Below are 20,870 nucleotides of genomic sequence, written 5' to 3' on the forward strand. Positions count from 1 at the left end.
AGTTTAATACCAAAAGAATTAGCGCAACTATTATTAAGCTTATTTTAAATTTATTACGCATTTGCAACTTCTTCGTCAGTTCTTTGCAAAAGGAATTTGTAGATGGCACCACCAACAATTGCTCCCAAGATTGGCGCAACCCAGAATAACCATAACTGCGACATCGCTTGTCCACCAACAAAAACAGCTTGAGAAAGTGATCTTGCAGGGTTAACAGATGTATTTGTAATTGGGATCGAAATCAAGTGGATCAATGTAAGACCTAGACCAATCGCGATACCCGCAAATTTTCCGTTCGCGAATTTATCCGTTGCTCCCATAATGATGATTAAGAAAAAGCAAGTCAATAAAAACTCAGTCATAAAGGCTTGTTGCATCGAATAGCTTTTACCAAAATAGACGGCGGACTCGTAGAAGTTAGTAGCAAAGGATCCAGCGCTGCCATCGCCAACACCACCATTGATGAAGCTAAGCGCACCAGCAGCTGCAATCGCACCAACACATTGTGCCACAATGTACGGCACCAATTCTTTAGCAGAAAATCTTCCACCCGCGAAAAGCCCAAAAGAAACCGCTGGGTTGAAGTGACCTCCAGAGATATGACCAACAGCATAAGCCATCGTCAAAACCGTAAGACCAAAAGCCAAAGCAACACCAACCAAAAGGATACCCATTTGTCCCGTGCTTGCAGGGGCAATTTGAGAAGCGAAAATAGCACTTCCGCAACCTCCGAATACTAACCAAAATGTGCCGAAAAATTCAGCAAATAATTTTTTTGTCATAGTTTGAAATTTTTTTGTGTCTATCAAATGTAGTATAATTTTTAATACAATTCTTATTTCATCGGACTAAACTGGCAACTTTGTCCTATTTTTTTAGTGGTTCGGTTTTTGTCCCGATTTAGAAAAGAGAAAATATGGCAATTAAATATTCGGTGTTAGATTTAGCAACTATTATTAAAGGCGATAATCTTAGCCAGACTTTTGATAAATCTGTTAGAGCGGCACAAAAAGCAGAGGAATTAGGTTTTACAAGATATTGGTTTTCGGAGCATCATAATATGCCCAATGTTGCGAGTGCGGCGACTTCTTTATTAATAGGACATGTTGCATCACAAACCAAAACCTTAAGAATTGGTTCTGGTGGCATTATGTTACCCAACCATTCGACATTGTCCGTTGCAGAACAATTTGGGACTTTGGAAGCGCTTTATCCCAACAGAATCGACTTAGGTCTAGGAAGAGCACCGGGAACGGATATGCTGACGGCAAGCATTTTGCGCCGAGGACAACTGGATAACAATTATAATTTTGAATTTCATATTCAAGAGCTTCGACAATATTTAAGTTTAGAAAATAAAAATTCAAAAGTTAGAGCAATTCCTGGAGAAGGAGCGGATGTTCCGTTATATATGTTAGGATCGTCGACAGACAGCGCTTTTCTTGCTGCAAAGTTAGGCTTGCCTTATGCGTTTGCTGCACATTTTGCACCATCACAAATGGAAGTTGCTTTTGAGATTTATGAAGAACATTTTCAACCAAGTGAGGTTTTAGATAAACCTTATAAAATGGCGTGTATTAATATTATTGCCGCTGATACAGTCGAAGAAGCGCATTATTTGTCGACGTCGCATTTTCAAGCTTTTGTTAATATTTTGACAGATCAGCGTCAACCACTTTTGCCACCTGAAGAAACGCAATTGGGCGATATGTCTAATGAGTTGGCTGTTCATCTTAACAGAATGTCTGCCAAAACCTTTGTTGGAGATAAAGAACTTTTAGAAAAGAAATTATCAGATTTTGTAAAGTTGAATAAAGTAGACGAAATAATTGTGTCGGGACATATTTATGATTTCGCTGCTAAGCTTCATTCCTACGAAATCGCTACTGAGGTTTTGAAAGTTTTGTAAGTCTTTTAAACCAAAATTTTATAGACAATTATTTAGTTTTAAACTTAATTTAAAAACAAAAAAGCTTCAGAAGAACTGAAGCTTTTTTAATTTTATTAAAGTCCAAATTGTTTGACAAACAAATCTGGATAAACACCTAGACTGATGATGGCGAAAATAATAACAACAGCCACAATGTTGTAAGTGATGCTTACTTTTTCTGAAGTGTTGAATGTACTTTCTTTATAGAAAAACATCGCAATGATTAATCGTAAATAATAAGCGATACTCAATGCAGAACCGAAAACTGCGATTAATACTAAGAATTCGAAACCACCTTTAATTGCTTGGTTGAATAACGAAAACTTAGCCATGAATCCTGCTGTTAAAGGAATACCAGCCATTGATATCATCGAAACTGCTGCTGCAATTGCCAATAATGGATGTCTTTTTCCTAAACCGTTAAAGGCATTGAAAGAGGTTTCTCTTTTCACTTTTTCTACCCAAATTAATGCCATGAAAACACCAACCGTAGACAACGAATAAGCGAATAGATAGAATGCTAAGTTATAAGGTGAAAGGCTATTCATTCCGAAGAAAATTAGCGTCACGTAACCAGCATGCGAAACACTCGAATAAGCCAACATACGTTTTGCGTTGGTTTGTACCAATCCCATTACGTTTGCTAATAGCAAAGTCACGATTAATAATACGCCAACAATGTTAATCCATTCTCCAACGATTCCTCCAAATGCGATGGTCATTAATTTTAAGAACGCAAAGAAACCTGCGATTTTAACAACCGTTGCCATGAAAGCTGTAATCAATGATGGTGCACCTTGGTATACGTCTGGACTCCACATGTGGAAAGGCGCTAACGATACTTTGAAAGCCATTGCGGATAACATAAGAATCGATCCAACAACTAGCATCAAATTCTTAGGATTGTTAATCGCGAACGAACTTATTTGATAAAGATCAAAACTACCAGCAGATCCGTAAACTAATGCGACACCGAATAATAAAAACCCTGTTGCAAAAGCTCCCATCAAGAAATACTTCATTGAGGCTTCTGTAGAGCGAAGGTCAGTTTTGTTACTTCCTGCCATTACATATAATGGGATAGAAAGGATTTCGATACCGATGAATAATGTTACTAAATTTTGATAACCGAAAAGTACAACACCACCAGATAAAGAAATTAGCATTAACGCATACAATTCTGATTGGTGACTTCTATGATTACTAAATGCAAATCCTCCGATAAAGAAAATTAGCAAAGTCGTTACGATAGATATTTTGGTAAACAAAGCAGCATTAGTACTGTAATCGAACATCGTTTTGTAGGCTGCGAAAAACTCGCAATCTGGAAGATAACTTACATATAAAGCTACTAACAATCCTGCAATGCCGATGTATCTTGAATATTTGCCTTGTTCGAAAACGCCAGCAAATAATGCTAAAACTGCGGTAATGAATAATACTATAAAAACACTCATTTTTTATATATCAAATTAACTTATCATTGATAAGAAGATAAACTTCAACGAACTACCCACCATTTCGATAATAACTTGTGGGAAAATACCCATAAGAATTACAAAAACAGATAAACTTGCAAGAACTGAAAACTCTGCAGTCGAAAGATCTTTTGCGGTTGATAATAACATGTCATCTGTCTTACCAAACATTGCTTTTCCGTATAATCTCAACATGTACACGGCACACAAGATTACTGTTAATCCTGATAAAACGCCCATGATGAGGTTATAATCAAAAACTGATTTAAGAAGGATAAATTCTCCGATAAATCCGTTGGTTAATGGCACCGCCATAGAACCTAGTAAGATGATCATGAAAAGAATTGCAAACTTGGGTGCGATTTTCGCCAGGCCACCCATTTGTCTAATATCTCTTGTTTTAAATCTTTTATAAAGAATATCAGCACAGTAGAATAAACCTACAACGTTGATACCGTGTGCAAATGTCTGTACCAAAGCACCTTCTGCGCCTTCGATAACCAATGACGCTGGATTTGCAAGTCGCACTGTCAAAATTGCAGAAGCAAAAATCCCTGCAACCATCAAGCCTACGTGAGATAGGGAAGAGTAAGCTATAATTCTTTTAGAATCGTTGTTGACAATGGCGATTAATGCACCATAAATAACACCGACAACTGCAAGAATAACAACAATATCTCCCGAAATTCCGCCAATTGCTAAAGGTGTAATCGGTAATAAATATCTTAAAACACCATAAACAGCCATTTTTAACATGATACCAGATAACAACATCGAACCTTGTGTTGGTGAATAAGTATACGTATCTGGTTGCCATGTATGGAACGGAAATACTGGTAATTTAACTGCAAATGCAAAGAATATAAACCAGAATATAACCGTCTGCTGATTAAGATTAAGCGCTGCGTTGTACATATCCGTTACCGCAAACGATGCCGAATAGTTGTAAACGTAGATGAAACCAAGTAACATAAATAAAGACCCAACAAATGTGTAAACAAAGAATTTTGTTGTGAATTTAATACGTTTGTCTTCTTGTCCCCAAACGCCAGCAATAAGCCAAATCGGGATCAAAGTTACTTCCCAGAAGATGTAGAATAACAAACCATCCAATGCTGTGAAAACTCCAATTAATCCAAATTGCATTAATAAGATTAACGCATAAAAATTGTTGTTGTAAGGCTTGTTTTCGTTGTATGAAGAAAGTATGATTAATGGTACTAAAATATTAGTTAGTATCACCAAAAGCATACTCATCCCATCTATCCCGAAATGAAGTGTACTGTTAATAAACTGAAACCAAGGATATTGGATTTCGTATTGTAATCTAGAATCTACCGTTGGTCCAAAATCAAAATTGGATAACATATAGAATGCTAAAAACATTTGTATAAACGCAATTGCCAGCGCAAGATGCTTGCTAGAAGAATTTCTCCATGCAAAAACCAATCCCGAACCTACAAGAGGTAATAGTAATAGTGTTGCTAAATATGACATTACTATTTCAATAAAAAGTTAATAATTAAAATTATTCCGATTGCTAAAGACATGATCAAAACATAGTTTTCGACCTTACCATTTTGCAATCTCTTCGCTGCTCTACCAGAGTCTGCTGCGCCTAGTCCAATGAAAGTTACAATCGGATCAAGAACAGATCTATCGAACATTGACGCTGCTTTACCAAGTCCTTCAACTGGTTTTACAACACAAGCTTGATATATTTCGTCGATAAACAACTTCTTTGCAGAAAGTCTTTCCCAACCAGTGTATTCTTCTTCTGGAAGCGCCACTTTCTTTTTGTTAACATAGATATTTTTAACAACGAAGAAGATAACAACAACCATAATAATCGTTAGCGCTAACAAAATCATTTCGATGTTAAACGGAATCTCAGCCGCAGCTTGTGGATATTTGTAAACTTTACTTAACCAATGTGCCAAGTTTTGATATTCGCCATGTCCAATAAAATGCGGAAGATTGATGAAACCACCAACTACTGAAAGAATCGCTAGAACAATTAATGGAATCGTCATAGAAGCTGGACTTTCGTGGATGTGCTTCTTTTGTTCTTCAGTTCCACGGAAATCTCCGAAGAAGGTTAAGAACAATAATCTGAACATATAGATCGCTGTCATTGCAGCACTAAATAATGTCAATGCCCAAAGAATAGGACTTTTTTCGTAAATCGTTACTAAAATTTCGTCTTTAGAAATCATACCTGACAATGGCGGAACACCACAAATTGCCAAAGTACCGATTAAGAATGTCCAATAAGTTACTGGGATTTTCTTTCTAAGTCCTCCCATAAAGCGCATATCTTGTTCGCCACTCATTGCGTGGATTACAGATCCTGCACCTAAGAATAATAAAGCTTTGAAGAAGGCATGCGTCATAACATGGAACATACCAGTTGTATAAGCGCCTGCGCCCAAAGCAATAAACATAAAACCTAACTGGGAAACAGTAGAGTAGGCCAATACTTTTTTGATATCGTTTTGTCTTAAACCAATGAAAGCTGCAACCAAAGATGTTGCTAAACCGATTAACAAAATTACATTAAGTGTTGTCGGTGCTAAAGTGAATAAGAAATTAGATCTTACGACTAAATAAATACCCGCAGTTACCATCGTTGCAGCGTGGATTAAAGCTGAAACTGGCGTTGGTCCAGCCATCGCATCTGGCAACCAAGTGAAAAGTGGAAGCTGAGCAGATTTACCAACAGCCCCAACGAATAAACACATTGTGATGAAGATAATCGCATTGCCATCCAATTCAAAAACTGTTGAATTTTCTGCAACGCTCAAGAAGTCAATCGCGTTAAGATGATGTGCTAAAGCAAAAATACCTAACAACAATCCTAAGTCACCAATACGGTTCATGATAAAGGCTTTACGAGCTGCTTTACCATATTCAACATTGTCGTACCAGAAACCAATTAATAGGTAAGAACAAAGTCCTACACCTTCCCATCCGATAAATAGGATAAGATAATTGCTTCCCAATACCAATAACAACATCGAGAAGATGAAAAGATTTAGGTATGTAAAAAATTTATAAAAACCTTTGTCATGGCTCATATAACCAATAGAATAAAGGTGAATCAACGACCCGATTCCTGTAATAATCATCACCATCATGATTGATAGTTGATCAACTTGGAACCCGAAGTTAACCTGCATCCCATTAACTGTGAACCACTCAAATGCTTTTACAATAACAGGCGCGCTATCTTTTGACATTCCTATAAAGATGCTAACAGCAATAAGGAAAGATCCAAAAACAACCAAAGTTGCTAATCCTCCAACAAGAGTTTTAGGAAGATTTTTCCCAAACAAACCATTGATGAGGAAACCTGCTAATGGTAAAAGAATAATTGCGTAAACTAAATTTTCCATTCCTAATTATCCTCTTAATTTATTAAATATACTTACGTCCACAGATTTAGTATTTCTGTACATCATAGCAATAATTGCAAGTCCAACTGCTACTTCGGCAGCTGCTACAACCATGATAAAGAATACTAATAATTGTCCATGCGCATCACCTTTGTATGCAGAAAAAGCTGCTAACAAAAGATTGACAGAGTTAAGCATTAACTCCACACAACCCAAAATGATGATCGCATTTTTACGAATTAGAACGCCCAACACGCCTAAACAAAACAAAATGGTACTTAGAATAATAAAATATTCTAAAGGTACAGATTGTATAAAACTGTTAACTTCTCCCATTTTTATATTTCTTTTTTACCAATTAATACCGCACTAACAATACCTGCAAATATCAGTACTGATGCTAGCTCGAACGGTAAAACATATTCGTTAAATAATAGTCTTCCCAAATTTTTTGTTAATCCAACACCAGAGTCTACTGTTGCCGCTGCTGTGGTGTTACCAGTAAGACCTTTGTAAGCACCCAACATCCCGATAAACAAAATGCAAACCGTGAAAATCCCAATGAATTTTGGAAGATTTTTCTTTTTACTTTCGTCTTTAGCATTAAGGTTTAACATCATTAATACGTAAAGGAAAAGCACCATAATAGCTCCAGCATAGACGATAATCTGTACAATTCCTAAAAACTGAGCGTTAAGAAGAATATACATCGCAGCAATACTGAAAAACGTTACGATAAGGGACAAAACACTGTATAATGGATTTCTTGCAAATACAAAATACACAGCACTAAGAATTGCAATAAAAGCAACTGTGAAAAATAATATCTGATCCATTCTTAATAAGTTTTCTTTTGACGTTCACTAATATCGATACGTTGTTCGATTTTCTCAACTAACTTGTCTTTACCGTAGACAAAATTTTGTCTTATCATTTCAACATCTACAAGACGATCTGTCAAGAAGATGGCTTGCTTTGGACAAGCTTCCTCGCACATACCACAGAAGATACAACGTAGCATATCGATTTCGTAGATTTCGGCGTATTTTTCTTCTCTATAAAGATGTTTTTCGTCTTTTGTACGTTCTGCCGCCGTCATTGTAATCGCTTCTGCAGGACAAGCTACAGCACACAATCCACAAGCAGTACAACGCTCTCTACCTTCGTCATCACGTTTTAACACATGTTGTCCACGCCAGATAATAGCGCGTGGTCTTTGCTCTTCAGGATATTGTACGGATGGTACGCCTTTAACAAGATTTCGTACAGCATGTTTCAAAGTAATCCCCATACCTTGTGCAATTGCAGGAAGGTATAGTTTTTCCTTCAAACTCATTTTCTTGTTAGAAACAACTTTTGATCTGTTTGTTAGTTTCATTTAATTATAGATATTAGATGTTAGACGTTAGATGTTAAAAGATAAATTCTATCTGATAGCACATCTTACATCATCATATTATCACTTTTTTAATGTCCGAATAACAAGATTAATGCTCCTGTTACTAATAGATTAACCAATGCTAGTGGAATTAAAGTTTTCCATCCCAAGTGCATCAATTGATCGTATCGGAATCTCGGTAAGGTCCATCTTATCCACATGAATAAAATAATACCGAATATTGTTTTACTTAAAAATGCTACAACACTCAAGATACCAGCAACGTTTTCGCCCCAGTGTTGAGTAACCCAATCGATTCCTGGATAGTTGAAACCTCCAAAGAATAAAACAGTGATTAAAGCATTAGAAATAAACATGTTAACATATTCTCCGAACATGAATAATCCTAACTTCATCGAAGAATATTCTGTTGAGTAACCTGTTACAAGCTCAGACTCACATTCTGGTAAGTCGAATGGGTGACGGTTGGTTTCTGCCAAAGCTGCAATTAAGAAAATAATAAATGCAACGGGTTGGTAGAAGATATTCCAGTTCATCCCAGAAACCTCAGGAATAATACCCCAAAGTTTACCATGCGTTTGTGATTCAGTAATAACTTTTAAATCTAAAGAACCAGCCATCATAATGATTGCTAGTAACGAAAGTCCCATCGCTAATTCATAAGAAATCATTTGTGAAGACGCTCTAACCGCACTTATCAAAGAGTACTTGTTGTTAGAAGCCCAACCTCCGATCATAATTCCGTAGACACCAATTGACACCATTCCGATCAAGTAAAGTACACCAACATCAACGTTAGCAACTTGTAGGTCAAATGATTGTCCACCAATGTTAAGACTTTTTCCCCAAGGGATAACGGCACCTGTAATTAATGAAATAAACATCACCAATGCAGGTCCAATTACGAATAGGAATTTTTCGGCATTTGCAGGTGTAAAATCTTCCTTGAAGAAGAATTTTCCACCATCAGCCAAAGGTTGTAAAAGTCCAAAAGGTCCCGCACGGTTAGGTCCAATACGGTCTTGCATAATTGCTGCCACTTTACGCTCTGCCCAAGTCGAGTAGGCTGCTACCGTAAGTGCTAGCAAGAATAAAGCTAGGACTAATATTAGTTTAAAAGTTAATAGTTCCATATTTTTGATTTGAAATTTGAAATTCGATTCAGAATAAAATTCATCTTCAAAACGTCAAATTATCTAATTTTCAAATTAATTATTGTTCTCGATTTTCTCCTCGTCTTTTTTAGCAATTTCTATAGCATCAGGATTATCCAATTGTCTGTAATAATCTTTTGGCTTTTCGTAATGGTTAAGCGAGATAACAGAATGTCTGTCGATATGTCTAGGACCTTCGATGCTCCAATATTTAGGATCTTTTCTTTCGAAACGACATTCGTTACATATCCAATCTTGCACTTCGTCGTACTGATCTTTTCTTGCAGTTACGCGTACAATTTCGTCACCTTTCATCCACAACACTGCTTTACCACTACATTTTTCGCATTTACAAGTTGCGTTAACAGGTTTAGTAAACCAAACTCTACTTGCAAAACGAGCCGTTCTGTCTGTTAAAGCGCCTACTGGACAAACATCGATAACGTTTCCGATAAAGTCATTGTCCAAAGCTTTGTTAAGATAAGTCGAAATCTCAGCATGATCTCCTCTGAACAAAATACCATGCTCGCGCTTTTCAGTCAACTGATTAGCAGCCAAGACACATCTTGCACAAAGGATACAACGGTTCATATTTAATTTAATATAAGGACCGATGTCATCTGCATCGTAAGTATTTCTTTCGAACTCCGTTCTTGTCCCTTCAACACCGTGCTCGTATCCCAAATCCTGAAGATGACATTCTCCAGCTTGGTCACAAATAGGGCAGTCCAAAGGGTGATTGATTAATAAAAATTCGGTTACCGCTTTACGACCTTCTTGTGCTTTTTCCGAAGTTAAATTTTTAACTTCCATACCGTCCATAACGCCAGTTCTACAACTCGCTACCAATTTTGGCATTGGACGAGGATCAGCTTCAGAACCTTTTGACACTTCTACCAAACATGTTCTGCAACGGCCACCACTGGTTTCCAACTTGCTATAATAACACATCGCAGGCGGAACAGATTTGCCACCGATTTGTCTAGCAGCTTCCAAAATAGAAGTACCAGGCAAGACTTCGGTTGTCTGTCCGTCGATGGTTACTTTAAATTTTTTAATTTCTTCGCTCATTATCTTATTGTTATAAGCTTATCATTAAGGCAAAAGCCTGTTAATTTTTCTTTTTTAAACCGAAAATATATCCGATTCCTAAATTAGCCTGTGCAAACATAAAATCTTGTGACGCTTTATCAGGCTTATTGTTCAATGTTGTTTTGATATCTGGCATATTGATGTAACCAATTTTACCTTCCAATCTCAACATAATATGATTTGCAAAAATAGCATTGAAACTCGCTCTCGCATCAGCTCCAAATCCTGCTAAATGAAATCTGTCGCTTCTTTCGTTTCCAAATAATTTAACATTACTTTTCGGAAACAGAGCGCCAACACCGGCTCCGTAAGCAAATTCTACATCGAATCCTTTTTTGTTAAGGATGTTTTGATATTTTTCAACACCAACGTTGATGTAGTTAAGTCCATCGGTATGTTCGAAAGTTAAAAACTGCTCATTCGTAAGATTAACCGCCGAACCTGGCTGGATCATATTGGCATAAGTCGGATCCGAAATGTGACCTTCGAAGCCAACAGTTTGGTTTTGATCCATCACATACTTCATGTGGTCAAGACCTAAAACAACTGCAACATTATCTTTTACAAAATATCCAATTCTGGCATTAGTCTGTGGAATTGTCCAACTGTCTGGCGCAAAATAATCCTTAAAAGTGAATGGTGTAATTCTATCATGAGCACTTACACTTTTCAATGTAAAGTCATAACCATTTCCTTTAAAATGAATATCTGAGTCACTATAAGCTGCGGTATTCCAACCCCAGAATAAAAATATTTTTCCTTTTTTAGTTAAAGAACTATCCTCTTGTGAAGTTTGTGATTGTGCAAAACCTAAAGTTGTTGACAAGGCACAAAGTCCAGCTACAATTAATTTTTTCATTTTAGTTTCCTGCAACTACAGGAATTGGGTCGGCATAATTAGCCAGGCCGTAATTTTGAGTTAAACATAATTCCGGATTGTTAACATGCCATTCGAACTCATCACGGAAGTGGCGAATCGCCGCTGCAACAGGCCAAGCCGCTGCATCTCCTAATGGACAAATGGTGTTACCTTCAATTTTTCTTTGGATGTCCCAAAGTAGATCGATGTCTGCTAAAGTTCCTTTTCCGGCATCAATTTTCTTTAAGATTTTGTACATCCATCCTGTACCTTCACGACAAGGCGTACATTGTCCACAGCTTTCGTGGTTGTAGAATCTCGCCAAAGTCATTGTATGTTCTACAACGCATTGATCTTCATCCAAAACTTCGAAACCTCCAGAACCCATCATTGTTCCTGTTGCGAAACCACCATCTGCAAGAGATTCGTAATTCATCAAACGAGGTTCACCATTAATAGTTTTTAAAAGTAAATTCGCTGGTAAAATCGGCACCGAAGAACCTCCAGGAATACAAGCTTTTAATTTTTTACCATTCGGGATTCCACCACAATATTCTTCGGAATAAATAAACTCTTCCACAGAAATTGTCATGTCAATTTCGTAAACGCCTGGTTTGTTAATGTTACCACAAGCCGAAATTAATTTAGTTCCCGTTGAGCGTCCAACACCAATTTTGGCATATTCAGCTCCAGTAATATTGATAATCGGCACAACTGCCGCAATTGTTTCTACATTGTTAACCACGGTTGGTCTTTCCCAAAGTCCTTTAACAGCAGGGAAAGGTGGTTTAAGACGAGGATTTCCTCTTTTACCTTCAAGAGATTCTAGCAAAGCCGTTTCTTCTCCACAGATATAAGCACCAGCACCACGTTGAACATATATTTCTAAATCGAAACCAGTTCCTAAGATATTTTTACCTAAGAAACCAGCTTTTTTAGCTTCTTCAATCGCTTCTTCTAAGATATCTGGAATCCAAGAATATTCGCCACGAATGTAGATATAAGAAGTGTTTGCACCTAAAGTGTAAGACGAAATGATCATCCCTTCTATCAAAAGATGCGGAATGAATTCCATCAAGTATCTATCCTTGAAAGTCCCAGGCTCCGACTCATCGGCGTTAACTACCAAGTGTCTTGGTACGCCTTCTGGTTTCGCTAAGAAACTCCACTTCATCCCAGTGGGGAAACCTGCACCACCACGACCACGAAGTCCAGAAGTTTTAACTTCTTCTAAAACTTCATCGGTTGTCATTTTCAAAGCTTTTTCAACAGCCTCATAGCCACCTTGCTTTCGATACACATCGAAATATCTAATGCCTTCTACGTGGGCGTCTTTAAGTAAAAGTTTTTTACTCATTTTTATTTGCTTATTGCAATCGGCTTTTACACTTTGACAAGCGTTGTGTGTTAGCTTTTTGCATTTTAATATTAATTACCTAGGTTTGATTTAATTAAAAAAAAAATCAAATCTTTTTAAACTTTATTAACCCAAATCAACTTGACCTTGTCTGCAAAGCTCCAAGATTTCGTCAACTTTTTCTATGGTTAAATTTTCGTGATAAAACTTACCAAGTTGTAGCATTGGCGCATAACCACAAGCACCAAGACACTCGGCTGGTTTTAATGTGAACAATCCATCTGCTGTTGTTTCGCCATCTTTAATGTTTAAAGTTGTACGAATGTGGTCAAGGATTTTTTCACTACCTCTTACCATACAAGGTCCTGTTCTACAAACTTCCAAAACATATTTACCAACTGGCTTCATGTTGAACATGGTGTAGAATGTCGCCACTTCATATACCTCAATTGGTGTGATGTTAAGAACTTGTGCAACGTAATCCATAACTGGTACGTCTAACCAACCTCCAAATTCCTTTTGAGCAACATGCAAAACAGGAATAAGAGCCGACTTCTGACGACCTTCTGGATATCTAGCGATAATTTTATTAACCTGTTCTAAAGTTTCAGGTTTAAAAGCAATAGTTTCGCTCATTTTTATTTCTTGTAAAATGTACTATGTACTATGTACAGCGTACTTTAATAATATTTAAATTTTTTTACATTTTACTTTGTACTTCGTACAAATTACGCGTCTAGCTCGCCTGCAATCACATTCATGCTACACATCGTTACAATCGCATCAGAGATTACAGATCCTGTAATCATCTCTGGATAAGCTTGATAATAAATAAAGCAAGGTCTACGGAAGTGCAATCTGTATGGACTTCTTCCGCCGTCACTTACTAGATAAAATCCTAACTCGCCGTTTCCGCCTTCTACAGCGTGATAAACTTCACCACGAGGCACTTCAGTTTCTCCCATTACGATTTTGAAATGGTAGATCAAAGCTTCCATTTTCGTATAAACGTCTGGTTTTTCTGGTAAATAGAAATCCGGAACGTCTGCATGGAAAGGGCCTTCGGGTAAGTTTTCGTAAGCTTGTTTTATAATTTTAATCGATTCCCAAACTTCTTGCTGACGTACCATAAAACGGTCATAAGTGTCACCAGCTGTACCAATTGGAATATCGAAATCAAAATCTTGATAAGATGAATAAGGTTGTGCTACACGAACATCGTAGTCAACACCTGCAGCTCTTAGGTTAGGTCCTGTGAAACCATAACTCAAAGCACGTTCTGCAGAAATACCTCCAACACCAATGGTTCTGTCCATAAAGATTCTGTTTCTTTCTAATAAATTACAGAACTCTTGGAATCTTGGTGGGAAAGTTTTAAGGAAGTCTTTTAACAACTCATGGAATTTAGGAGAAAGATCTCTTTCGAAACCGCCAATTCTTCCCATGTTAGTTGTCATACGAGCACCACAAATTTGCTCATACATATCGTAAATTCGTTCTCTTTCGATGAACATATAAGTTAGACCAGTAATAGCTCCAGCATCCATACCTGTAACACCGTTACAGATAAGGTGATCACCAATTCTTGCTAATTCCATCAAGATAACGCGCATATAATCTACACGTTTTGGAACTTCGCAACCGATTAGTTTTTCAACTGTCATGTGCCAACCTAAGTTATTAATAGGTGCAGAACAGTAATTCATACGGTCAGTAAGCGTCGTAATCTGAGCGAAATTTCTTCTTTCAGAGATTTTTTCAAAAGCTCTGTGGATGTATCCAACTGTTTGTTCAGCATGAAGAATACGCTCGCCATCCATGGTCAACACGTTTTGGAAAATACCGTGTGTAGCAGGGTGGGTTGGTCCAAGGTTGAGGGTGTATAGCTGCCCGTCAATCTGTTCTTTTGACTCGTATTGGTTAAGTATGTTTGATAATTCGTTGTCTTTCATAATATTAATGCTTTAGGCTTTAGGCTCTAGGCGTTAAGCATTTTGCTTATTGCTTATAGCTTCATGCATTATTTTTTATCTTCCGAACATGCTGTCGTTTTTATCCGTTCTTGTTCCGTCTTCTAGTCGATATTCTTTTAACATTGGGTGATAACCAAGGTCGTCCATATTAAGAATAGGTCTTAAGTCTGGATGTCCTTTAAAGTTAATACCATAGAAATCGTAGGTTTCGCGCTCCATCCAGTTAGCTCCAGCAAATAATTCTGTTAAAGAATCTATTTCAGCATTTTCTCTTGGCATAAAAGCTTTAAGACGTAATCTGAAATTTGCCATCATATTTTGTAAATGGTAAATAACGCCGATTTCTTTATCTGGTGTTTCTGGATAATGAATACCACAGATATCTGTTAAAAAATTAAATTCCAAAGAAGAATCTCTTAGATAATGAATAATCTTTTTAGTATCATCTTTTTTAACCTCGATGGTTAACATGCCATAAGGCTCCGATGATGCAAGGATAGAATCAGGAAATTCTCGTGTTAAAGCTTCTAGTACAAATTCGTTTGTCATTGTTTCCTGATTTATTTAATTCCGTAAGAGTCTAACAAAGCTTTATATTCTGGTAAGTCTCTTCTTCTAAGACTTTCGGTTTGTGCTAGTTCTTGGACTTGCATTACCCCTTCAATAATTTGTTCTGGTCTTGGAGGACATCCTGGCACGTACACGTCAACTGGGATAATCTTGTCAATACCTTGAAGTACAGAATATGTGTCAAAAATACCACCACTAGAAGCACAAGCACCAACAGCTACAACCCATTTTGGTTCCGCCATCTGTGAGTAAACTTGCTTAAGAACTGGACCTAATTTTTTAGAAATAGTTCCGCAAACCATCAACATATCAGCTTGACGAGGTGAGAAGGAGTTACGCTCCATCCCGAATCTTGCTGCATCGTAGTTAGGGTTAAGTGTTGCCATGAATTCGATACCGCAACAAGAGGTTGCAAATGGTAACGGCCAAAGCGAATAACTTCTGGCAAGACCAATAACGCTACTTAATTTTGTCGCAAAAAAACCTTCTCCTTCATAACCAGCAGGAGCAGGGTTGTTCATGTTAACGACTGGTTTATTATCTGACATTTTTGTTTATGATTTAAATATTTAAAGATTCAATGATTTTAAAATTTGAAATAAAATTCAATTATTTAATGTTTAAATCTTTTAATGTTAAAAATTATTTATCCCAATCCAAAGCGCCTCTTTTAAGAACATAAAAGAAACCAAGGAAAAAGATGGATACAAAAGTTACTATAGCTAAAAAGCCTTCGACACCCAACTCGCGGAAGTTAACGGCGTAAGGGTAGAAGAATACGATTTCGATATCGAATAAAACAAATAGAATAGCGGTTAGGAAATATTTAACCGAAAACGGCGTTCTCGCATTACCGACACTTTCCACACCACATTCCCAACTTTGGTCTTTGACTTCACTTTTTACTTTTGGTCCTAAAAAGTGAGCACCTAATAAAGAAACTATCACAAATCCAAGGCCTACAGCAGCTTGGATGAGTATCGGAATATAATTTTCTGGCAAATTCATTATTGTACCTAATTTATGCACCTGCAAAAGTACAAAATTAAGATCGAATAATAGAAAAAACCTAGGCTTTAAGTCTTTTTAGAATGGCAAAAAAAAGCTAATTTAGAATGGTTAAAAATAAATGGATTCTTATTTTTTCTTACCCATTTTTTTCAATATAACAAATGCGATATATGCAATGTAAAGGAATAAAATACTTGCAAAAACAATGTTAATCAAGGTGTTAGTTTTCGGGTCTTTAATCGGATCAATAAAGTTGAAAGCTAAAAATATGACGATAAGAATTGCGTATATGATAATTTGAGTCTTCATTATTCTTTGATTTTCCTTTTTAAATAAAACTAAACATTTGCTTAAATTTTATACTTCTTTGCTATAAGTACGTCTTCTTTTGTGATTAACGGGATCGTAATCTTGCCACAGAAGTTGGATGTTTTTGTTCTCTTCCAATTCTGGATTGGTTTCTAAAAATTTAACACCTTTTTTCTTAAAAGTCTCATAGATTTCTTTAAAAATAATTGCTGTAACACCACGTCTTTGGTATTCTGGATGGATACCGATTAGATAAAAGTTAGCGCGATCGTTTTTCTTACCAGCATTTAAAAGATGCCACCAACCAAAAGGGAAAAGTTTTCCGTTGGCTTTTTGAAGTGCGCGAGAATAAGAAGGCATTGTAATAGCGAAGGATACTAAATTGTGGTTTTCATCTTCAATACAAATAATGTAATCTTTGTCTATAAAACCGAAGTATTTCTCTTTATAATGTTTGATTTGCTCGTCAGTAATCGGCGTATAGGTAGAAAGTCCTTTGTAAGTCTCATCCAAAAGTTTGAACATTGGTTCTACAAGAGGAAGAATTTCTTTTTTTGAGTTAAATTCTAAAACTTTCAGTTTATATTTTTCTTTGATTAAATTATTGAATTTCACCACTTTTTCTGGTAAAACCTCAGGGAAAACAATTTCGAATTCTACCCATTCTTTTTCTTTTACAAGTCCAAGATTCTCCAAATGTTTTGGATAGTAAGCCTCGTTGTAAATGCCAATCATTGTTGCAAGCTTATCAAATCCAAGTGTTAACATCCCAGCTTTGTCGAGATTGGTGATGCCCATTGGACCTTCGATTTTCGTGATGTTGTTGGCTTTAGCATATTTAATAGCTTCATCAATCAAAGCTTTAGAAACTTCTTGATTATCGATAAAATCTAACCAACCGAATCTCACTTTTTTGATGCCTAAATCCTTTTCTTCCTTATGATTGATCATTACAGCAATACGACCAACGATTTTATCATTTTTAAAAGCTAAAAATTGTTGTGCATCTGCATATTCTAAAGCTGGGTTTTCCTTAGGATTCCAAATATTAAGTTCGTCGTTGGTTAAAGGCGGAACGTAATTATCGTTGTTGCGATACAAATCGTTCGGGAATTGGACAAAATCTGCCAAATCCTTTTTAGTTTCAACCTTTTTTATGATGATCTGTGACATAATTTTCAAAATTAAACAAATATAAGCGCAAATGGCAGTTATTACAATACTTTGGCATACTTTTTACTCAAATTTACTCAAAGTAAAAGTTATAAAAATATATAAAAATGACGGGTTATTATTTAATTATTGGTCTTACGATGTTAGCGAGTTGGATTGTATCCAATCGGTTAAAATCCAAGTTCCAATACTATTCTCAAGTCCACTTAAGGAACGGGATGTCCGGAAAAGAAGTGGCAGAAAAGATGTTGAGAGATAATGGCATCAACGATGTGCAAGTTATTTCGGTGCCAGGACAATTGACAGATCATTACAATCCTGCTGATAAAACAGTTAACCTTTCGGAAGCCGTATATATGCAAAGAAATGCAGCGGCTGCGGCAGTTGCAGCACACGAAGTTGGGCATGCAGTTCAACATGCTGTTGGTTATTCGATGTTGCAACTAAGATCGAAACTGGTGCCGATGGTTAACATTAGTTCTACCTTGTCTCAATTCGTAATTATGGCGGGTATTGGTGTCATGTTCGCATCTAGAACAATTGACAATCCACAAGGTAATACATGGATTTTAGCAATCGGTGTAGCGCTTTTTGCAGTGACAACATTGTTTGCATTTGTGACGTTACCAGTGGAATACGATGCAAGTAATCGCGCAATGAAGTGGTTAAAATCATCTGGAACCGTAACACAAGAAGAATATGTTGGTGTAGAAGATAGTCTAAAATGGGCGGCAAGAACTTATGTTGTCGCTGCGATTGGCTCTCTTGGACAGCTTCTCTACTGGGCATCGATGCTCTTTGGAGGCCGTCGCGACTAACAAATATTATAAATCGATAATTTCGAAATCTAAAAGCATCTCCGCCAATTGGTTGGAGATGTTTTCTTTTTGAGCCGTTTTTATTCGGGCATCAATCGTGCAAATTTGCTGCGCGTCGAAGTTGAGGATTTGCGCACCGTTTTTATTTAATAACGAAAAAATAACATTCTGCTGGCTGAATTTAAAACTCAATTTTAAATCGCTTTCCAATTCTTTAGTAATGATTTTTGCAGATTCTAAAGTAAATTTTGCAGTTTCTTTGTAAGTTTTAACCAAACCCGAAACGCCCAATTTTGTTCCACCATAATATCGAATAACAACAACCAAAATATTGGTCAGTTGGTGCGCAAGAAGTTGGTTGTATATTGGTAAACCAGCACTTCCACTAGGTTCGCCGTCGTCATTTGCGCGATAATTTTCACCAGAAAGTCCCAATCGAAAAGCATAACAATGATGCGTCGCTTTTGGATGTTCTTCGTAGAGTTTTTGCAGGCAAGATTTTACTTCTTCTTCAGAAATGACAGGATAAGCAAATCCAATAAATTTGCTGCCTTTTTCCTTTATTAAAACATCTTCAACTGTTTTTTCTATACTTTGATATTCGAACATTTTCTATATAAAATTGTTTTCTGGATTAATGTAATATTCGATTATGTTATCACGGAAATCTATTTTTTCTTTGGTTTTAAAATTAAAAATTGGCGCTTTAGTCCCGTTTTGTAATTTTAAATCAGGATTTTTTAAAACAAATGCTTCATCCCAAATATTAGCATTAATAAATTGTTGCAGTGTAAAGCTTCCGCCTTCTACCAAAACCGATTGTATATTTTGCTCGAATAATTTTTCCATTAAATTCTGAACGAAATTATCCTTTTCAATCTTAATGAATTGAACATTATTTTTGACTTCATTTTTTACAGAATTAAAAACAATTGTTTCCGCTTCTTCGTTGAAGATGGCGAAATTTTCAGGAATTTCCAATTTAAAATCAATTAAAATTCTGATAGGATTTCTTCCTGTAATTTCTCGCGTTGTCAAACTAGGGTTGTCATGCAAAGCAGTATTTTTTCCTACCAAAATTGCATGTTCTTCGCTTCTCATTTTATGAACAAATTGCTTGCAAAGACTGTTGCTAATTTGGGTTGGTTGGAAGTTTTTGTCCATAAATCCGTCGGAAGATTCTGCCCATTTCAGAATGATGTAAGGTCTACTTTTTTGATGAAAAGTGAAAAATCTTTTATTAAGCGTCAAACTTTCTTGTTCGAGAATCCCTGATTCTACAGAGATGCCAGCATCTTCAATTATTTTGACGCCTTTTCCGCTCACTTTATCGTGGCTGTCGATAATCCCAATCACCACTTTTTTGAAACCAATTTCTTTAATCTTTAAAGCGCAAGGTGGCGTTTTTCCAAAATGTGCGCAAGGTTCTAAAGAAACATAAATCGTAGATTCTTTTAATAAATTAAAATCTTCGTCTTTAACCGAATTAATAGCGTTGATTTCTGCATGTGCTTCGCCCGCTTTTTTATGATAACCTTCGCCGATTATTTTGTCGTTATGGACGATGACTGCACCAACCATGGGATTAGGATAAGTTTTGCCAATCGCTTTTTCTGCTAATTGTATGCAGCGTTGAAGATAAAATTTGTCTGTCATATTAATAAAAAACACTTAAGCAAAGTTAAGTGTTTTAAAATTTTTATTAAGTTGTTTATGCTTATTTAGCGATAACTTTAATTGTTGGCATTGGTGCTGTAATTACGTAATCTAGCAATTTGTTGCGTTGCTTGTTGATGTATTTGGAAGCACTTCTAAAATCGGAACCATACAATCTTTTTGAATAAGAAAAAATCAATAGTCCATTTTGATCACCGTTTTTAGTTGGGCGAAATCGATCAATATTATATTCTGCATAAGCTTCACCATCACCTTCTTTTGGAACAATCGTTACCAAATAATCTACGATCAACTCGTTGCCATCAGGACTTTCGATAACATCGATAAACGAATAATTGTCATTAAGATCCGTCTTTCTTTTTGTAATGTTATCTACTTTTTTCTTAACAGCGTCGTCGATATCAATCTCTTTATTGAAAAAAGAAATATTAACTAATTCTTCGTAGGTGTCATAGTTATCATCACTTCTCAAATATTTTTGTTGAAACCATGTTGCCGAATTTTTTTTATTCCAATATAGAAAAAACTCAGAATCTCCAATTTTTAAAGGTCCCGGAACCGAAATATAATCTGCAACATCGCGACCTTCGATTTTTGTGTCTTCTTGCGCACTTAGCTGTAGAACTGCAAAACCGAAAATCAAAAGAAATGATAATTTTTTCAACATGATTTTTA

At 36.3% G+C, this 20,870-nt stretch carries 23 protein-coding genes; 2 read left to right on the top strand and 21 right to left on the bottom strand.

The features are described 5' to 3' along the window. Positions 1-53: 53 nt before the first annotated feature. Complete coding sequence (aqpZ, locus tag B5X62_RS07915) at positions 54-782, bottom strand: aquaporin Z (protein ID WP_079666878.1); 729 nt, start codon at positions 780-782, stop codon at positions 54-56. 134 nt (positions 783-916) lie between these two features. On the opposite strand from aqpZ, the gene B5X62_RS07920 reads away from it, so the two are divergent. Further along, entirely contained in the window at positions 917-1,909 is a 993-nt protein-coding gene (locus B5X62_RS07920) for an LLM class flavin-dependent oxidoreductase (RefSeq protein WP_079666879.1), read from the top strand. A gap of 95 nt (positions 1,910-2,004) precedes the next feature. Here B5X62_RS07920 and B5X62_RS07925 read toward each other — a convergent pair whose 3' ends face one another. The 17 genes from B5X62_RS07925 to B5X62_RS08005 all read right to left on the bottom strand — a co-directional run bounded on the left by B5X62_RS07925 (position 2,005) and on the right by B5X62_RS08005 (position 17,700). After that, positions 2,005-3,387 carry an NADH-quinone oxidoreductase subunit N gene (locus B5X62_RS07925; protein ID WP_079666880.1) on the bottom strand — a complete coding sequence of 461 codons (1,383 nt, stop codon included), beginning with the start codon at positions 3,385-3,387 and terminating at the stop codon, positions 2,005-2,007. A gap of 15 nt (positions 3,388-3,402) precedes the next feature. Beyond that, positions 3,403-4,905 (bottom strand): complex I subunit 4 family protein, encoded by a 1,503-nt coding sequence (locus tag B5X62_RS07930; RefSeq protein ID WP_079666881.1) that lies wholly within the window; start codon positions 4,903-4,905, stop codon positions 3,403-3,405. 2 nt (positions 4,906-4,907) lie between these two features. Next, positions 4,908-6,803 carry an NADH-quinone oxidoreductase subunit L gene (gene nuoL / locus B5X62_RS07935; RefSeq protein WP_079666882.1) on the bottom strand — a complete coding sequence of 632 codons (1,896 nt, stop codon included), beginning with the start codon at positions 6,801-6,803 and terminating at the stop codon, positions 4,908-4,910. Positions 6,804-6,809: 6 nt separating this feature from the next. Next, positions 6,810-7,139: an NADH-quinone oxidoreductase subunit NuoK gene (gene nuoK / locus B5X62_RS07940; RefSeq protein ID WP_079666883.1), complete on the bottom strand. Its 330-nt coding sequence runs from the start codon at positions 7,137-7,139 to the stop codon at positions 6,810-6,812. Between the two features lie 2 nt (positions 7,140-7,141). Continuing rightward, positions 7,142-7,639, bottom strand: a complete 498-nt coding sequence (locus B5X62_RS07945) for an NADH-quinone oxidoreductase subunit J family protein (protein ID WP_079666884.1) — start codon at positions 7,637-7,639, stop codon at positions 7,142-7,144. A gap of 2 nt (positions 7,640-7,641) precedes the next feature. Beyond that, entirely contained in the window at positions 7,642-8,181 is a 540-nt protein-coding gene (locus B5X62_RS07950; protein WP_079666885.1) for a NuoI/complex I 23 kDa subunit family protein, read from the bottom strand. An 89-nt stretch (positions 8,182-8,270) separates the two neighbouring features. After that, positions 8,271-9,335 (bottom strand): NADH-quinone oxidoreductase subunit NuoH, encoded by a 1,065-nt coding sequence (nuoH, locus tag B5X62_RS07955; protein ID WP_079666886.1) that lies wholly within the window; start codon positions 9,333-9,335, stop codon positions 8,271-8,273. Positions 9,336-9,410: 75 nt separating this feature from the next. Then, positions 9,411-10,427: an NADH-quinone oxidoreductase subunit G gene (locus tag B5X62_RS07960; protein WP_079666887.1), complete on the bottom strand. Its 1,017-nt coding sequence runs from the start codon at positions 10,425-10,427 to the stop codon at positions 9,411-9,413. A 40-nt stretch (positions 10,428-10,467) separates the two neighbouring features. Further along, a complete protein-coding gene (locus B5X62_RS07965; protein WP_079666888.1) occupies positions 10,468-11,307 on the bottom strand; it encodes a hypothetical protein in 840 nt (279 codons plus the stop codon). Position 11,308: 1 nt separating this feature from the next. Next, positions 11,309-12,664, bottom strand: a complete 1,356-nt coding sequence (gene nuoF / locus B5X62_RS07970) for an NADH-quinone oxidoreductase subunit NuoF (protein WP_079666889.1) — start codon at positions 12,662-12,664, stop codon at positions 11,309-11,311. Between the two features lie 126 nt (positions 12,665-12,790). Next, positions 12,791-13,300, bottom strand: coding sequence for an NADH-quinone oxidoreductase subunit NuoE family protein (locus B5X62_RS07975; protein WP_079666890.1), 510 nt, complete (start codon positions 13,298-13,300; stop codon positions 12,791-12,793). 92 nt (positions 13,301-13,392) lie between these two features. Continuing rightward, positions 13,393-14,616 (bottom strand): NADH dehydrogenase (quinone) subunit D, encoded by a 1,224-nt coding sequence (gene nuoD, locus B5X62_RS07980; RefSeq protein WP_079666891.1) that lies wholly within the window; start codon positions 14,614-14,616, stop codon positions 13,393-13,395. A gap of 75 nt (positions 14,617-14,691) precedes the next feature. Then, positions 14,692-15,186 carry an NADH-quinone oxidoreductase subunit C gene (locus tag B5X62_RS07985; protein WP_079666892.1) on the bottom strand — a complete coding sequence of 165 codons (495 nt, stop codon included), beginning with the start codon at positions 15,184-15,186 and terminating at the stop codon, positions 14,692-14,694. An 11-nt stretch (positions 15,187-15,197) separates the two neighbouring features. Then, positions 15,198-15,755, bottom strand: a complete 558-nt coding sequence (locus B5X62_RS07990) for an NADH-quinone oxidoreductase subunit B (RefSeq protein ID WP_079666893.1) — start codon at positions 15,753-15,755, stop codon at positions 15,198-15,200. 94 nt (positions 15,756-15,849) lie between these two features. Continuing rightward, positions 15,850-16,215, bottom strand: a complete 366-nt coding sequence (locus B5X62_RS07995; RefSeq protein WP_079666894.1) for an NADH-quinone oxidoreductase subunit A — start codon at positions 16,213-16,215, stop codon at positions 15,850-15,852. A gap of 129 nt (positions 16,216-16,344) precedes the next feature. Next, positions 16,345-16,527, bottom strand: a complete 183-nt coding sequence (locus B5X62_RS08000; RefSeq protein WP_079666895.1) for a hypothetical protein — start codon at positions 16,525-16,527, stop codon at positions 16,345-16,347. Between the two features lie 48 nt (positions 16,528-16,575). Then, positions 16,576-17,700, bottom strand: coding sequence for a GNAT family N-acetyltransferase (locus B5X62_RS08005; protein ID WP_079666896.1), 1,125 nt, complete (start codon positions 17,698-17,700; stop codon positions 16,576-16,578). A 107-nt stretch (positions 17,701-17,807) separates the two neighbouring features. Here B5X62_RS08005 and B5X62_RS08010 point away from each other — a divergent pair, with 107 nt between their 5' ends. Next, entirely contained in the window at positions 17,808-18,518 is a 711-nt protein-coding gene (locus tag B5X62_RS08010; RefSeq protein WP_079666897.1) for a zinc metallopeptidase, read from the top strand. Between the two features lie 6 nt (positions 18,519-18,524). On the opposite strand, the gene B5X62_RS15455 is transcribed toward B5X62_RS08010, so the two are convergent. From B5X62_RS15455 to B5X62_RS08020, 3 genes are all read right to left on the bottom strand, one after another. Next, complete coding sequence (locus tag B5X62_RS15455) at positions 18,525-19,127, bottom strand: IMPACT family protein (protein ID WP_144038332.1); 603 nt, start codon at positions 19,125-19,127, stop codon at positions 18,525-18,527. 3 nt (positions 19,128-19,130) lie between these two features. Beyond that, the gene (gene ribD / locus B5X62_RS15460) at positions 19,131-20,174 is read right to left on the bottom strand and encodes a bifunctional diaminohydroxyphosphoribosylaminopyrimidine deaminase/5-amino-6-(5-phosphoribosylamino)uracil reductase RibD (protein WP_144038333.1); all 1,044 of its coding nucleotides are present in this window, start codon (positions 20,172-20,174) and stop codon (positions 19,131-19,133) included. Positions 20,175-20,235: 61 nt separating this feature from the next. Further along, positions 20,236-20,862 (bottom strand): hypothetical protein, encoded by a 627-nt coding sequence (locus B5X62_RS08020; protein WP_079666898.1) that lies wholly within the window; start codon positions 20,860-20,862, stop codon positions 20,236-20,238. Positions 20,863-20,870 lie beyond the last annotated feature (8 nt).

The organism is Soonwooa buanensis, assembly GCF_900167905.1.
Lineage (GTDB): Bacteria > Bacteroidota > Bacteroidia > Flavobacteriales > Weeksellaceae > Soonwooa > Soonwooa buanensis.